Source organism: Fodinibius salsisoli (genome assembly GCF_026229185.1).
In the GTDB taxonomy this organism is placed as follows: Bacteria; Bacteroidota; Rhodothermia; order Balneolales; family Balneolaceae; genus Fodinibius; species Fodinibius salsisoli.
On record NZ_JAGGJA010000002.1, the window covers coordinates 1 to 13,139 of the forward strand.

15 protein-coding genes are annotated in these 13,139 nt (G+C 45.7%); 6 read left to right on the forward strand and 9 right to left on the reverse strand.

The genetic code is table 11. The annotated features are described in order from the left end of the window. The first annotated feature begins 74 nt into the window (after window positions 1-74). From J6I44_RS02765 to J6I44_RS20590, 6 genes are all read left to right on the forward strand, one after another. Window positions 75-836 carry a copper resistance protein B gene (locus J6I44_RS02765; RefSeq protein WP_265764425.1) on the forward strand — a complete coding sequence of 254 codons (762 nt, stop codon included), beginning with the start codon at window positions 75-77 and terminating at the stop codon, window positions 834-836. Between the two features lie 185 nt (window positions 837-1,021). Continuing rightward, window positions 1,022-2,098 carry a DUF2231 domain-containing protein gene (locus J6I44_RS02770; RefSeq protein ID WP_265764426.1) on the forward strand — a complete coding sequence of 359 codons (1,077 nt, stop codon included), beginning with the start codon at window positions 1,022-1,024 and terminating at the stop codon, window positions 2,096-2,098. A gap of 8 nt (window positions 2,099-2,106) precedes the next feature. Further along, window positions 2,107-2,556, forward strand: coding sequence for a nuclear transport factor 2 family protein (locus J6I44_RS02775; protein WP_265764427.1), 450 nt, complete (start codon window positions 2,107-2,109; stop codon window positions 2,554-2,556). An 80-nt stretch (window positions 2,557-2,636) separates the two neighbouring features. Beyond that, window positions 2,637-2,783 (forward strand): hypothetical protein, encoded by a 147-nt coding sequence (locus J6I44_RS02780; RefSeq protein ID WP_265764428.1) that lies wholly within the window; start codon window positions 2,637-2,639, stop codon window positions 2,781-2,783. A gap of 69 nt (window positions 2,784-2,852) precedes the next feature. Beyond that, window positions 2,853-3,314, forward strand: coding sequence for a MerR family transcriptional regulator (locus J6I44_RS02785; RefSeq protein ID WP_265764429.1), 462 nt, complete (start codon window positions 2,853-2,855; stop codon window positions 3,312-3,314). Beyond that, window positions 3,311-3,532, forward strand: a complete 222-nt coding sequence (locus tag J6I44_RS20590) for a GDCCVxC domain-containing (seleno)protein (RefSeq protein WP_286670460.1) — start codon at window positions 3,311-3,313, stop codon at window positions 3,530-3,532. Before J6I44_RS02785 ends, J6I44_RS20590 begins: the two co-directional genes overlap by 4 nt. Here J6I44_RS20590 and J6I44_RS02790 read toward each other — a convergent pair. From J6I44_RS02790 to J6I44_RS02830, 9 genes are all read right to left on the reverse strand, one after another. Further along, entirely contained in the window at window positions 3,521-4,171 is a 651-nt protein-coding gene (locus tag J6I44_RS02790) for a DUF6064 family protein (protein ID WP_265764430.1), read from the reverse strand. The genes J6I44_RS20590 and J6I44_RS02790 overlap by 12 nt on opposite strands. Before the next feature lie 105 nt (window positions 4,172-4,276). After that, window positions 4,277-4,633, reverse strand: a complete 357-nt coding sequence (locus tag J6I44_RS02795) for a DUF3147 family protein (RefSeq protein WP_265764431.1) — start codon at window positions 4,631-4,633, stop codon at window positions 4,277-4,279. Window positions 4,634-4,646: 13 nt separating this feature from the next. Next, window positions 4,647-7,745 carry an efflux RND transporter permease subunit gene (locus tag J6I44_RS02800; protein ID WP_265764432.1) on the reverse strand — a complete coding sequence of 1,033 codons (3,099 nt, stop codon included), beginning with the start codon at window positions 7,743-7,745 and terminating at the stop codon, window positions 4,647-4,649. Between the two features lie 39 nt (window positions 7,746-7,784). Then, window positions 7,785-9,440, reverse strand: coding sequence for an efflux RND transporter periplasmic adaptor subunit (locus J6I44_RS02805; protein WP_265764433.1), 1,656 nt, complete (start codon window positions 9,438-9,440; stop codon window positions 7,785-7,787). Between the two features lie 44 nt (window positions 9,441-9,484). Further along, window positions 9,485-9,781 (reverse strand): hypothetical protein, encoded by a 297-nt coding sequence (locus J6I44_RS02810; protein WP_265764434.1) that lies wholly within the window; start codon window positions 9,779-9,781, stop codon window positions 9,485-9,487. Window positions 9,782-9,786: 5 nt separating this feature from the next. After that, entirely contained in the window at window positions 9,787-10,977 is a 1,191-nt protein-coding gene (locus J6I44_RS02815) for a TolC family protein (protein ID WP_265764435.1), read from the reverse strand. Window positions 10,978-11,084: 107 nt separating this feature from the next. Further along, the gene (locus J6I44_RS02820; protein WP_265764436.1) at window positions 11,085-11,525 is read right to left on the reverse strand and encodes a hypothetical protein; all 441 of its coding nucleotides are present in this window, start codon (window positions 11,523-11,525) and stop codon (window positions 11,085-11,087) included. A gap of 211 nt (window positions 11,526-11,736) precedes the next feature. Beyond that, window positions 11,737-12,006: a GIY-YIG nuclease family protein gene (locus tag J6I44_RS02825; RefSeq protein WP_265764437.1), complete on the reverse strand. Its 270-nt coding sequence runs from the start codon at window positions 12,004-12,006 to the stop codon at window positions 11,737-11,739. A 487-nt stretch (window positions 12,007-12,493) separates the two neighbouring features. Further along, window positions 12,494-13,126: a hypothetical protein gene (locus J6I44_RS02830; RefSeq protein WP_265764438.1), complete on the reverse strand. Its 633-nt coding sequence runs from the start codon at window positions 13,124-13,126 to the stop codon at window positions 12,494-12,496. Window positions 13,127-13,139 lie beyond the last annotated feature (13 nt).

The window sequence follows — 13,139 nt, forward strand, 5'->3', positions numbered from 1 at the left end:
GGCAAGACTATTCGTAAATAGATTTAGCGAGCTTTTACAAACGAATTCTATTTGATATACAAAATTGTAACATAATGAACACGATTAAACGCGCATCAACATTCATTCTCACAACCTTCGCTATCATCGTCATAGCTAATAGCTCAGCCTTTGCTCAAAAGGCACCTGAGTTCAGCAATGATCTGATGATGGACGATAAAACCTACGCCTATATAATAGCCGATAAACTGGAATATCGTAGCATAGATGGTTCAAACCCGATTATGTGGGATATAAAGGGATATATAGGCAAAGATCGGGGCAAGTTCTGGTTTAAGTCCCACGGGGAAACGATACCAACCCAAAGCGAGGCGCATATGGAATTTCAGGGATTATACAGCCGAGCCATCAGTCCATATCTTGACGTCACAGGTGGCGTTCGTTATGATTTGGCCTATGAAGAACACAACAAATCCCGTGGCTTTGCCACGGTCGGCCTTCAGGGCAAAGCGCCCTATTTCATTCATTTCGAAAGTGGGATATATGTAAGCGAGGCTGGTAATATTTCCGCAGATCTGGAAGCCGAATATGATCTGCTGTTTACTCAGCGACTAATTGGTCAGCCCATTGTTGAAACCAGTGTTGCCGTGCAAGAGGTCCCCGAATGGGGTGTAGGATCCGGACTCAACAACATTGGACTTGGCTTCCGTCTACGCTACGAATTCATTCGGGAATTTGCACCATATATTGGAATTAACTGGGAACGTAAGCTAGGCGAAACAGCAGATATGGCCCGAGCCGGTGGTGGTCACGTAGGCAACCTGAGTATAGTCGGCGGTGTCCGCATGTGGTTTTAAATTTCTTTTTGGGTAATCTGCGCAGTCGATAAAAGTACCTGCAAAGCGACGATATGAAAATGATGGACATGGAAGGCGGTGGCAAGATCAAGAACATTGCTGTGACCATTTTTATTATCATCAATGTTTTAGGATTATCTGCATTCGCTTATACGCAACTGTTATAATTAATAGAAACTCTTGTTATGGAATTGATTCCTGAATGGGCACCTAACATACACCCGATCCTTGTTCACTTTCCCATCGCTATTATTCTAATAGCAGTATTGATGGACTTGCTAAACTTTTTCCTACCCAATAAATGGTGGGATGACCTAAAGTCTACCATCCTGTATAGTATTGGTGCAGTATCAGGTATAGCCGCTTACTATACTGGGACCCTTGCGGCCAACAGCGTATTCTTGCTATCTGGAGCGCAGTCGGTGTTGAATGAACATGCTGATTGGGCCCTGTGGACCGTCTGGTTCTTTGGAATTTATGCTCTGCTACGGATTCAGCTCCAGTGGTATCAAAATATGGATCAAAAAATGATCAGAATTGGGCTGTTCGTTATTGCTCTGCCCGGAGTGTTCTTTCTCTATGAAACCGGCGACCACGGTGCTCAAATGGTCTTTGGCTATGGAGCGGGTACCGGTCAGCTAGTAGAGCAGCAAAGCGCTGCTTCAGTCTCAATGGATAGTCTGAAACAGAGAGAATCAATTTTTACTGTTAGTGATAATGGCAACTGGTCGTGGGCGATCGGTCCGAATGGCGTAGGCACGTTGCTTTCTCGGTTCCAGTGGCTGGAAGGTTCTGCCTCGGAACTACAGCCAAACGTTGTTAACAACGGCAATAATCACCTGCTTAAGGTCTCAGTCGATTCTACCTCAAATTTCTTTGTTGGAAAAGACTCATTCCAAAACGTGCAGGTCGATTACTACCTGAATCTGTCTGATTTCAATGGAGAGGTCTCGCTCGTCAACCATGTGCAAGATGCCCAAAATTATAACTATGTAACGCTCTCTTCTGAGGGCACCATATCCCAGGGACGGGTCAGCGAAGGCAACCGTGAAGTCTTTGCTGAAGAATCTTATTCAGCCTCAGGAATGCTGTTTATACGTACCGTCGGTAACGGCACTCACTTCCGGGGCTATATTAACAAAGAGATGGCGGTCCATGGACATGGTAATGCCCCCGAGGCTGGAAGTGTAGGGCTTCGGATAAATGGAGGTGGAACGGTGCTGATCGATAGAATTTCCTTAACACAACTCAACAATCACTAAACAATATTATGTCTACCCGAATATCATTAACTGCAGTTCTCCTATTCATAATTGGAACTTCAATTGCTGTAGGACAAAATTCTGCGACAGAAAAAGAAGTAATCAACACGCTTGATGGATTCCACCAAGCTATTATTGATAATAACAGTCAGGCAGCCCAAAACCTACTATCAGAATCTGTACGAATCCTGGAAGGTGAGAATATCGAAACTAAGGAGGAATATTTATCTCACCACTTTCATTCTGATGGAAAATTTCTCAGTGCTATGAAACGGAAAGTTGAATCACGAAATGTTACTATTGAAGGCAATACCGCCTGGGTCTCAACTCACTCCCGAATCTGGGGTACTTACAGCGATAAAAAATTAGATCTTAGTAGTCTCGAGCTGGCCGTTCTTAAGAAAGAAGAAGGAAACTGGAATATTACTGCCCTTCATTGGTCGTCAAGTAATAATTGATATTTTGTTTGACTCTCGACCATGGTACAGGGCTTATATTATGGGTGAATAGGAATCTGTGATCACTAAAAAATAACGCTATGCCACTCAAAAAAGGAGAAGTTTATCAATGTCCCGATGAAAGCTGCGGCTGCGAAGTAACCGTAACCAAAGGAGCACCCAGCGACTGTTCGGGGACGCAAAACCCGACCTGTTGCTGTGGAAAAACCATGGTAAAGAAAAACTGATATTAATGAGCATCTGGGGTTCTACCTGGGTGCTCACAAATTTAAATGATTGTTTTGGAGGTGATGCACATGATTAAGAACATGGATAAAAAATATAATGGAATCACCACCTATAAAATTGGCGAAGTGGCGCGACGGGCAGATGTTAACAAAGAAACCGTGCAATACTACGAGAAAAGGAAACTGATACCCAAAACCGATCGTCGCAGGTCTGGCTACCGAATTTTTACTCAGCGACATATTGATCAGATTAAATTCATCAAGCGTGCCCAGCAGTTAGGTTTTACTCTCACTGAAATTAAGGAGCTTCTTGAGCTACGATTGGATGAAGAGACATCTTGCTCGGAAATCAAGGAAGAGGCACAGCAAAAGTATCAAGATGTCTCAGAAAAGATTGATGATCTCTTACGCATTAAAGAAACATTGACTGGCCTCATTGATTCCTGTTCTGAAGATGGAACTATCGGAGATTGCCCTATCCTTGAAGCTTTGGAAGGAAAGAATAAAACCGGGAAGCAACTTAGAAAATGAATAAAGCGGACAAACACATAAAACTCAAATCCACAATTAGTTGCCCTGAATGTAGGCATGAGTCTACAGAAACAATGCCAACCAACTCCTGCCAGTATTTTTGGGAGTGTCCAAATTGTAGCGAGGTTTTAAGACCTAAAGAGGGCGATTGCTGTGTATTTTGCTCCTTTGGGAATATCCCATGTCCTCCAGTTCAAAATGAACAATCATGTTGCTGACGTTGGATTTTTCTGTAAAAGTAACATTCCAACTCCCAGTATCCCGGCAACCAGTAGTCCTGTATCTTCACGAATCCCCAGCTTAATTGCTGCTGTAAAACCAATAACAGACCAGAGTCCTGGAATCACTAACATCCACCATGAGATTTTTTGTGTAGTCCATAACAACATGCCAAACGTAAAAATGGTGGCTGGGCATGGTGCTACTCCAAACATTGGAGCATAGGGATACCCATGCCCCAATTGTGCTCCCACTATAGGATAAATGAGCATGGCATAAATAATCAGAATTGCACCTGTTATGCCATAGGCATCCCATTTTAAACGAAACTTCAACCAGTCTTTCCAGACGCCCGCGCCAAGAAAGAGCAGACCTTGGATGATAAAAATCATCCCAAAACCGTGCGCAGCTGTATTAATGGAAGTGAAAAAGGTGAGATGATAAATTGCGCCCATCCAAAGCCAAAAGCTGGCTAATATCAGACTTATTCCCCTGTCATTTCTTGCGGAAGGTCGGAAAGCCAAATAAATAGCCAATCCTCCCAATAGATATGCCACGATCTGAGCCGGCCAAATGGCGGTATTATAAGTTTCGAAGACCTCAAGAAATTCTTCGGTCGTGAAAGGCAATTCCATCATTGGATCTACAGATTACATTTGTTCTCTTCCAGAATGATGAAACTAGATTCCCCAAAACAGTAGCAGAAATCCTTACAAATGATTGTAGGTAAATGTATTACAGTATCATGGAATAAGGGTTACGCCAAACTTATTTGCTACCAAGGATGTGATAACAAAGCAGACGATGGTAATCCCAACGCAAATAATGAGTGACCACCAAAAGCTAATGCCATTCTTTAATAAAACCGGCATTGCTAAAAACATCGACAGTGTAGGAATGACATACCAAAATGTATAGAAGGCATGGTTACTTATCTTTCCGTCTCCCTGACCTTCGATGTAGAGCCAGATCATCACCATGATAGTCACAAAGGGAAGCGAAGCCAAGAGCGCTCCCAATCGGTCGGTTCTCTTGGCCACTTCTGAAACCAAGACTATGATAAAGGCCGTTACCGCATATTTTAGAATAAGGAATTTCATGGTCTTGGTGTTTTTAGCTTGTAATTTTCGCTTCACTGCTCTCAAATTGCGCCAGCAAGGCCGGAATCACAATCATATTAAGCAAAGTAGAGCTAATGAGACCACCCAAGATTACCTGTGCCATCGGCGACTGTATTTCGTTGCCCGGCTCACCGGCTGCCAGTGCCAATGGGATCAAGGCAAGCCCAGCAGTGAGGGCTGTCATCAAGATCGGGTTGAGTCGCTCCATGGCGCCCTGTCGGATGGCCTCCATAAAAGACTTGCCTTCCTCCCAACGCAGGTACTGGTAGTGCGAAACAATTAAAATTCCGTTTCGGGTAGCAATACCGAAGAGCGTAATAAATCCAACTAATGAGGCGATGGATACGATACCGCTGGTAAACCAAACGATAAAGATACCGCCGATCAGGGCAAAGGGCAGGTTGACCATTACGAGTAGTGCTGTTTTCAGGGAGCTGAATTCCAGATACAACAGCAAGTAAATAAGCAGGATAGCAACGATACTTAGAAGCGAGATAGTACGGGTGGCTTGCGCCTGACTCTCAAACTGTCCGCCGTACTCGGCGAAATATCCTTGGGGGAAGTCGATATTTTCGGAAATGGTAGCCCGGATGGCATTCACCGTACCACGCAAATCACGCCCCGCCACATTGGCCGAAACCACAATTTTACGCTGCACATTTTCGCGGCTGATGGTATTGGGACCACTGCGCGACTTGATACTGGCCAGCTCTGAAAGAGGTACCACCGTCCCATCCTCAAGCGTTAATTCAGCATTTTTCACAGCTTGGATACTCCCTCTGTGTTCCTCATCGTAGCGGACCATCAGATCAAAGAGCCGGTCGCCTTCGATAATCTGCGAGACCGTCTCACCGGCAAAGGCTACATCAACCTTTTCAGAGAGATCCCGTATGCTCATGCCATAACGCGACAGGGCCCGTCGGTCGGGACGGATCTGTATTTGGGGCACGTTCTGCTGCTGTTCGACCGAGAGATCCACAACGCCTTCAACCCCCTCCATCTGACCACGAACTTCCTCAGCTAAGGTTCGCAAGCGGTACAAGTCCGAGCCAAAGATCTTGACCGCAATATTGGCACGCGTTCCCGAAAGCATGTGGTCAATACGGTGGCCAAGCGGTTGCCCAATCGTAATATTTGTTCCAGAGACTACGTTTAATTCAGACCGGAGTTCTTCAAGGACCTGCTCCTTGGTCGTGCCTTCCGGGATCTCCAAATCTACATTAATCTCTGAGGCGTTAACCCCTTGGGCGTGCTCGGACATTTCGGCACGGCCTGTCCTGCGTGCCGTACTTGTAACTGCCGGATGGTCAAGAAGAATGTTCTCGATACGCTGCCCTATTTCATTGGATTCATCCAACCCGGTGCCCGGTATGGTGACCGCGCTGATCACCAGCGTGCCTTCATTGAATTCCGGCAAAAATGAGCTTCCGAGGTATAGCACTATGAGCAACGTACCCAAGAACAGGACCAGCGTGCCGGTCAGTACACTTTTCTTGTAGCCCAGGACGCTATCCAGCACGCGCCGGTAGCCCGATTTGAGTTTTTTAGTAAACCAGCTTTCTTTGAGCTTACCTTTTGCCGCTTGACCCGGCAACAGGTAGTAACACAGCACGGGCGTTACCGTCATTGCAATAATCAATGAGGCTCCGATGGAAACGATATAGGAGAGTCCCAGCGGTTTCAGCATGCGTCCCTGCAGCCCACTCAAAAAGAAGAGCGGAATAAAGACGATCATAATAATTAGCGTAGCGTTAATGATGGAGGTCCGTATTTCTTTGGACCCTTCAAAGACCACCTGCATCGCCGATTTTTGGTCCGACTCCGGAAGCTTGGCGTTCTCCCGAAGCCGCCTGAACACGTTCTCGACATCGATGATCGCATCATCTACGATCACCCCGATCGCAATAGCCATCCCACCCAAAGTCATAGTGTTGATGGTAATATCAAAGAATTCCAGTACGAACACTGAGGTAATCAGAGCCAGCGGTATGGCCGTGAGGGAAATCATCGTGGTGCGGATATTCGCCAGGAAAAGCAGCAGAATAATCACCACCAGTATAGCGCCATCGCGCAGGGCTTCAATCACGTTGTCAATGGCAAGGTCAATAAAGTCGGCCTGCCGGAAAATATGGCTGTTGATCGTAAACCCTTCGGGCAGGTTTTGCTCAATCTGCGCCAGCGTTTCATCGACCCGTTCTGTTAGTTCCAGGGTATTGGTATCCGGCTGTTTTTTAATAGAGATTATTACGGCTTGATCTCCGTTGACGGAAGCGTCACCAATTTTCTGAGCGGCATCAATGGTAACGTTGGCAATATCGCCAATAGTAATAGGCTGGTTATTGCGTTCGGCCACTACCGATTGCCTGATATCCTCCAGCGAATTCGCCCGTCCAATCCCGCGGATGGTATACTGCTGGCTATATTCCTGAAAGAATCCTCCGGAAAAGTTTTCGTTAGAGGACTCGGTGGCCTCCATCACCTGGTCCAGTGTTACATCGTAGGCTTTCAGGCGATCGGGATCCACGCGGACCTGATACTGTTTTAGTCCTCCGCCAATAGGCACCACCTGTGCCACACCGGGAATCGCCAGCAGGCGCCGCCGGATCTCCCAGTCGGCCGCTGTACGAACTTCCAGCTCCGAATGCCGGTCACTTTCAACGCTCACCAACATAATTTCACCCATAATAGAGGTGATAGGAGCCATCACCGGCGGGGGCACCTCTTCAGGCAGGCGGTTGCTCACCATTGAGAGTTTTTCATTGACAATTTGGCGGGCCTGGTAAATGTCAGTACCCCATTCAAATTCCACCCAAACGATGGAAAATCCTTTAGAGGTAGCCGAGCGCACCCGTCGCACGCCACTGGCACCGTTAGTAGCGGTTTCGATTGGCAGCGTAACAAGCTGTTCGACTTCCTCGGGGGCCATACCGTGCGCTTCGGTCATCACCGTAACGGTGGGAGCCGTCAGATCGGGAAACACATCTACCGGCATGTTGATGACCACATACGCACCGGCAAAGAATAACACGATGGAGGTCACCACGACAACGAGTCGCTGCCTTAGAGACCCTTTAATAATTGCATCTAACATATTCAGTGCGATTTAACGAATTTGAATTTCAGAGCGTATTTAGTGCGTATGCCCGTGAGATGGCGCCTCGGACGAAAGCGAAGCCAGTTTTACCTGGTAGGCATTTTCGGTTACCACGTGCTCTCCTCCTTGCAGGCCGGAGGTAATCTCCACCCATCCACGGTGTTCAATGCCCGTGGTAACACGTTGTTTGCGAAAGGATTCCCCAGAGACATGTACATAGACGTTGTAGTTTCCTTCTTCCTCAATTAAAGCGGATTGGGGAATCGCCAACACATTCTCTTTGGTATCCGTATTGATATGCACTGTGGAGAACATACCCAGCGGAAGCTCGTTTTGGGTGTTATCGAGCTCATAAACCAACGGCAGTGTTCGGGTCTGTGGATCAATACTGTTGGCCCGGCTGATTAGCCGTCCATCCAGCTCACTAACTTCATACAGGCGGTCATCGCCCTGCACCCGGAACGCGGCCTGTCCGGCATTGGCGATGTGACTTTGCTTGGCGGCTGGGACATTCGCCTTGAGCCATACCTTCGAGGCATCAGCTATACGGTACAGTGGCTGACCGGCCTCAACCTGCATGCCCGGTGTGACAAAAGATTCAATGATCCTGCCACTCATAGGAGCTTTGATCTCAAACCGGTAGGATTCGGCTGATTCTCCGTACCCTTCGATAGTCGTCGTATCTACCTGGATTACCTCATTGATGGTCTGGTAACGCGTCAATGCCTGTCGGTACTCAATGCGGGCTTTCTGTAGCTCCGTTTGTGGAATGGCTTCTTTTTCATATAACCGCTTGGACCGATCCAGATTGGCTTTGGCCAGCTCGAGCTCAGACTGGGCATTTATAAATTGCTGCGCATAATTATCGCCACCCCCCGATTGAATTGCGGGATTCAGCACTGCCATCGACGCTCCTTTTGACAGCTGTTGTCCTACAACCGGTAGATTGCCGTTTTGACTGGACAGTATGATGCCTGAAAAAGGAGCGGAAACGACAGCCTGGCTATTCTGTGCGGCCATGATTTCCCCCGTGGCATCTACTGTTTGGGTAAGCGTTCGCTGCTGCACCAGTTGGGTAGCAAAAGGAATATCCCACTGTTGTTCCTTTAAAAAAGTAATCAGGTTGGGATCTTCCTCGGCGTGGCCATGGGGTATTTCATCAGACGAATTATATACCGGGATGCCGTTGACTTGCATCGTATCATTCACCATTCCCTGAATGATGATCGTAAGATCGTACCGTCCTGCTCGATCAAAGATGACATCAGGCCCATAAATCCCAGGAATTTGCACTTCCGTTTCGGTGAGGGAACCTTCGTTGCCTCGTTCTGAGCTAAACACAAATATCACTTCTGATTCAGAAATGGGGTTGAAATCCGACAGTTGGGTCAGATGAACGGCAAAGGTAGCTTCCTGTCCCACAATTAATTCAGGGTATTCCATGAACAGTTCGGTCTTATCTGTCCATTGCGTAATTACACCGGCCCCCTCCAGTTGAAGTTCTCCTTCCTCTTGCCCGTGATCTAATTCGCCATCATGGGAATGACCATGATCTTCCTGGGCTTGCTGTGCCGGCTGCTCATGAGTATGATCGCCTTCTTCACCATGTGCATGACCTTCGTCACTGGCACCTCCGCACCCCGTCATCACCAGAGATGTACTAAGTATGATTAACGTTATAAGTTGTTTCATCGCATCAAAATTTGTTCGTGATAAGTTTATTAGATGGGTAGGAATTAATGACTGTGTTCCTCATCTCCATGTGAATGGGTATCCTCTTCGTGGGTATGATCCCCATCTTCTCCATGAGTGTGATCACCTTCGTCATCATGGGTATGGGTGGAATCATGATCTGTTTCATGGTCACCACCTCCAATACGGACGGCGTCACTATCATCTGTATTTGATTGTTGAGCCGGGGCCTCATGGGTGTGGTCACCATCTTCGCCATGACTGTGCCCCGAATCATCCGAGCCGCATCCTGTTATTGTTAATCCTACTGCAATTGAAAGAATAAGAAGTAAGCGTTTCATAGTATTTAGTTGTTTTGAGAGTTAGAAATTTGTCCTGCGGATTGTACGTTCAGTTCAAAAAGTGCCTGGTTATAATCGGCTATGGTTTCGTAGATCATCGTCTGTCCATCGACGTAAGCCTCGGTGGCATCGAGTAGCTCAACAAGCGAGTACCGTCCCTCTTGATAAGCAGCCCATGCCGCTTCCAACATCGATTGGTCCATTGCATCCTCTTGCATCGAGGTCCACTGCTCCAACACGAGCTCGACTCGTTCGTAGGCCGTTGAAACCTGGTTACGAACCGCTTGCTGTTTTAAGGTCAATTCGGTCTGTCGCGATCGGGTTTGTGCTTGAGTGATCGTAACATTACCCCGGTTTTGATTAAATATGGGGAGCTTTATTGAGCCACCAATAACAAATCCCTCAGCGCCATCCGACTGTTCTTTGTATCCAATATTTAGATTCAGGTCGGGCAGGCGATCCCGTTTTTCAACCTTGTATTGCAGCTCAGAGGCATCGACCATCTGCTCCAAGGCTGCCAGGTCAGCCCGATTGGCAAGGGCATACTGAACGACAGCCTGCTCTTGCACATTGATGGGATCGACCGTCAGGCTATCGGAAAGTTGGAATTCGGTATCCAGCTCTTGTCCCGAAAACAAATAAGTAGCCAACCGATTGCCTGTTTGTCGAAGGTTCAGTTGCACTTGGTCGCGTTGTTTTCTGTACCGGTTGAGCTCTACGTTAAATCGCTGCACCTGCAGGCCGGAGAAACTGCCTTCAGCCTGACGAGCTTTGGCGGCCGAACGGGCTTTGCGTATAACTTCCAGCGCACGATTATAGATTTCAAGTTTCTCCGACAGCTGCCAGTATTCGGCATAAAGAGATTTTACCTGCCGGATCAGCTGTAGCCGATCGTATTCAAATTGCAATTCCGTCGCCTTTTGTGATTTGGAAGCACTACGACTGCGCAAAAAAGGTTGCCCCAGCAGCTCAATAGGCTGCGATAGCATGTAGGTTGTTTCCTGGTAATCGACTGTTCCGGCATTTAGCTGTTCGCGGTTAATACTAACTTCAGGATTCGGATACGCCTTGTACTGGATTGCTTCTCCCTGCTTGCTCAATCGCTCATATCTGGCCAGTTCCTGCTGCAGGCTGTTCTGTTTAAAAAGTTCGACGGCTTCATTAAGCGTGATAGATGTTGATTGTGCATGGACCATTGCCGGAAATATTAATAGCAACAGAGTCCACCGGATATACCTTGTCATGGTGGTTGAATTGTAATTAAGTGATGCGGTTAGGAAAGGGAGTCCCTAAAAAGGGAAAATTAAGCTATAGGAGGGCCACGAAGGAAAAAAGAAGAAAGGTGATATTGACTGACTACCGGCCTTGGTGGCGGCAGATCAAACAGGGTCGGCAATTGCTGAAGCCTTAGGTTCAACATATCTGATCCAGCATCCAATCCGATAACTATAAATGACTGAACATCTGGACTCACCTGGTATGGGGTGGTTAACGTACCAATAATATCTTTGGCCGTACTTACCTCATGCTGGTGGGTATCGTCTTCTTCGTTGTGATCAGCTTGGGTTTGCTCATTATGGCTTTCATGGGCGTGGATATGAGCATGAACATCAAAATGACTACTTATGTGAATGCCTAAATCATGTAGATGTGCACCCTGACCAAAGAGTACGCAGAAAAAGGTAGCTGCCACGATTAGCAGACCGGTAGTAATTTTGACGGTATGTTTATTACTCTTAAACACGCTAAAGAATAGAGATAAAGGGTGTTAATATCAAAATTTTAACATACTTGGACTTCTATAATTTAGGAGATAAGAAGCTGGAAAAAGACTGGCATAAAATAAGAAAGTGCGAACTTGGTCCTTTCCAAGTTCGCACTTTAGCTTTGATCAGCTCCCCGGCTAGGATTCCTACGTCCCGACAGCCGTCGGGATAACATCCGATTGCTCTGCCCTACAGGTAATCACGCATATCAACCTTGCCTTCAACCAGCAGGCGAATCATCTTTTTACTCTTCCAGCTCTTTACTTTTTCTTCGGCAGCCAACGCCTGCTCCTCAGTTGTAAATGGTTGAGAGTACACAATCTTCCATGGACGGTGCCGCCGGGTATAGCCTTTGCTTTCTCCATTATGGTATGCCAGCCGGCGTTCTGGATCATCCGACACACCAATGTAGTATGTCTCCTTAACCTCTGATCGAAGTATGTAAAGAAAATGCTTCATATTACTCCCTTCAAAATAAAAAAGGACTGACCGGCTTCTGCCAATCAGTCCTTTTAGCTTTTTGCTCCCCGACCCACAACGAAGTGCGAACTATAATTCGGGTTATATGGCCTGTAGAGTTTATTAGGACCCAATATGGTGAGTTAAATATTTCTCTAAACATACAAAAATACCTCCAAATATACCCATTTCTAAAAGATGCGAACTATCGGTTAACACCCCTAAATTTACTAATAGTTAACACTGAAAAAGAATCTCAAAAGTCTAATAAAAAAGGTAAATCAAAAGCTGAACAGAAGAAGATATTTGAGAGATTACTTACTTCAGGTGAAGCTAAAAATCAGTCTGATATCGCTCGAAAATTTGAGGTGAGTCGAGCATGGGTGTCAAAAGTTTTGAACAGCTAAAATTTATTTTTGGACTTAAATATTATTCTTCCTTTTCAATCACATATCTAAGAAAAAGAGATAATCTTTTTTATTAATAATTAACTATCCAGTTCATATGTATTGTACTGCTCATAAATTATTTGGCTAGCATAATCCAGAGCTTGCTTATCTGGACGATACTTCCGATTTACCTCTCTAAAACTTTCTATAAACTTAGATAGTTCTTCATTTTTCATATTTCTATTGGATGCATCATAAGCCTCAAGCTCATCTAATATTTGTTGGGAAAGTTTAAAAACTTCATTTTCTCTTCCCCACTTCATTTCTATAAATTTATTAAACCTAAAAAACTCCTTCAGTAAGCACTCGATTTCTTCCCTCGTAAATTCATCTCTCTTTTGTTTTGTGAATTCAAGAAAATCTGAAAGATAATCTTGCTTAACAGACTGTGCTGAGGGTTTATATTTTAGACTCCTAATCTGGTATAACAGATTTTGAAACTTATTAGAGTCTACTTTGTGTAAAGTCGCAATAGTCTGATAAATGTCGAACAAATCATTATCAGTTAGATTTGTATTCTTTGAAGCTTCAAATTGCTTAAGACTATCTAATAAATCGTCATCACTTTGATCCTTGAAAGATAAACTTATTCGCAATGCCCCATCCCCTTGAAAACTAAGACCAGTATCTCTCAGAGTACGCACTAATTTTTTGGCTTTGTAATCTTTCAAAACTATCTATACC

What these genes read in the sequence shown, in the direction of transcription:
- J6I44_RS02765 (WP_265764425.1), top strand. Translation starts at nt 75, where the DNA reads ATGAACACGATTAAACGCGCATCAACATTCATTCTCACAACCTTCGCT.
- J6I44_RS02770 (WP_265764426.1), top strand. Translation starts at nt 1,022, where the DNA reads ATGGAATTGATTCCTGAATGGGCACCTAACATACACCCGATCCTTGTT.
- J6I44_RS02775 (WP_265764427.1), top strand. Translation starts at nt 2,107, where the DNA reads ATGTCTACCCGAATATCATTAACTGCAGTTCTCCTATTCATAATTGGA.
- J6I44_RS02780 (WP_265764428.1), top strand. Translation starts at nt 2,637, where the DNA reads ATGCCACTCAAAAAAGGAGAAGTTTATCAATGTCCCGATGAAAGCTGC.
- J6I44_RS02785 (WP_265764429.1), top strand. Translation starts at nt 2,853, where the DNA reads ATGATTAAGAACATGGATAAAAAATATAATGGAATCACCACCTATAAA.
- J6I44_RS20590 (WP_286670460.1), top strand. Translation starts at nt 3,311, where the DNA reads ATGAATAAAGCGGACAAACACATAAAACTCAAATCCACAATTAGTTGC.
- J6I44_RS02790 (WP_265764430.1), bottom strand. Translation starts at nt 4,171, where the DNA reads ATGATGGAATTGCCTTTCACGACCGAAGAATTTCTTGAGGTCTTCGAA.
- J6I44_RS02795 (WP_265764431.1), bottom strand. Translation starts at nt 4,633, where the DNA reads ATGAAATTCCTTATTCTAAAATATGCGGTAACGGCCTTTATCATAGTC.
- J6I44_RS02800 (WP_265764432.1), bottom strand. Translation starts at nt 7,745, where the DNA reads ATGTTAGATGCAATTATTAAAGGGTCTCTAAGGCAGCGACTCGTTGTC.
- J6I44_RS02805 (WP_265764433.1), bottom strand. Translation starts at nt 9,440, where the DNA reads ATGAAACAACTTATAACGTTAATCATACTTAGTACATCTCTGGTGATG.
- J6I44_RS02810 (WP_265764434.1), bottom strand. Translation starts at nt 9,781, where the DNA reads ATGAAACGCTTACTTCTTATTCTTTCAATTGCAGTAGGATTAACAATA.
- J6I44_RS02815 (WP_265764435.1), bottom strand. Translation starts at nt 10,977, where the DNA reads ATGGTCCATGCACAATCAACATCTATCACGCTTAATGAAGCCGTCGAA.
- J6I44_RS02825 (WP_265764437.1), bottom strand. Translation starts at nt 12,006, where the DNA reads ATGAAGCATTTTCTTTACATACTTCGATCAGAGGTTAAGGAGACATAC.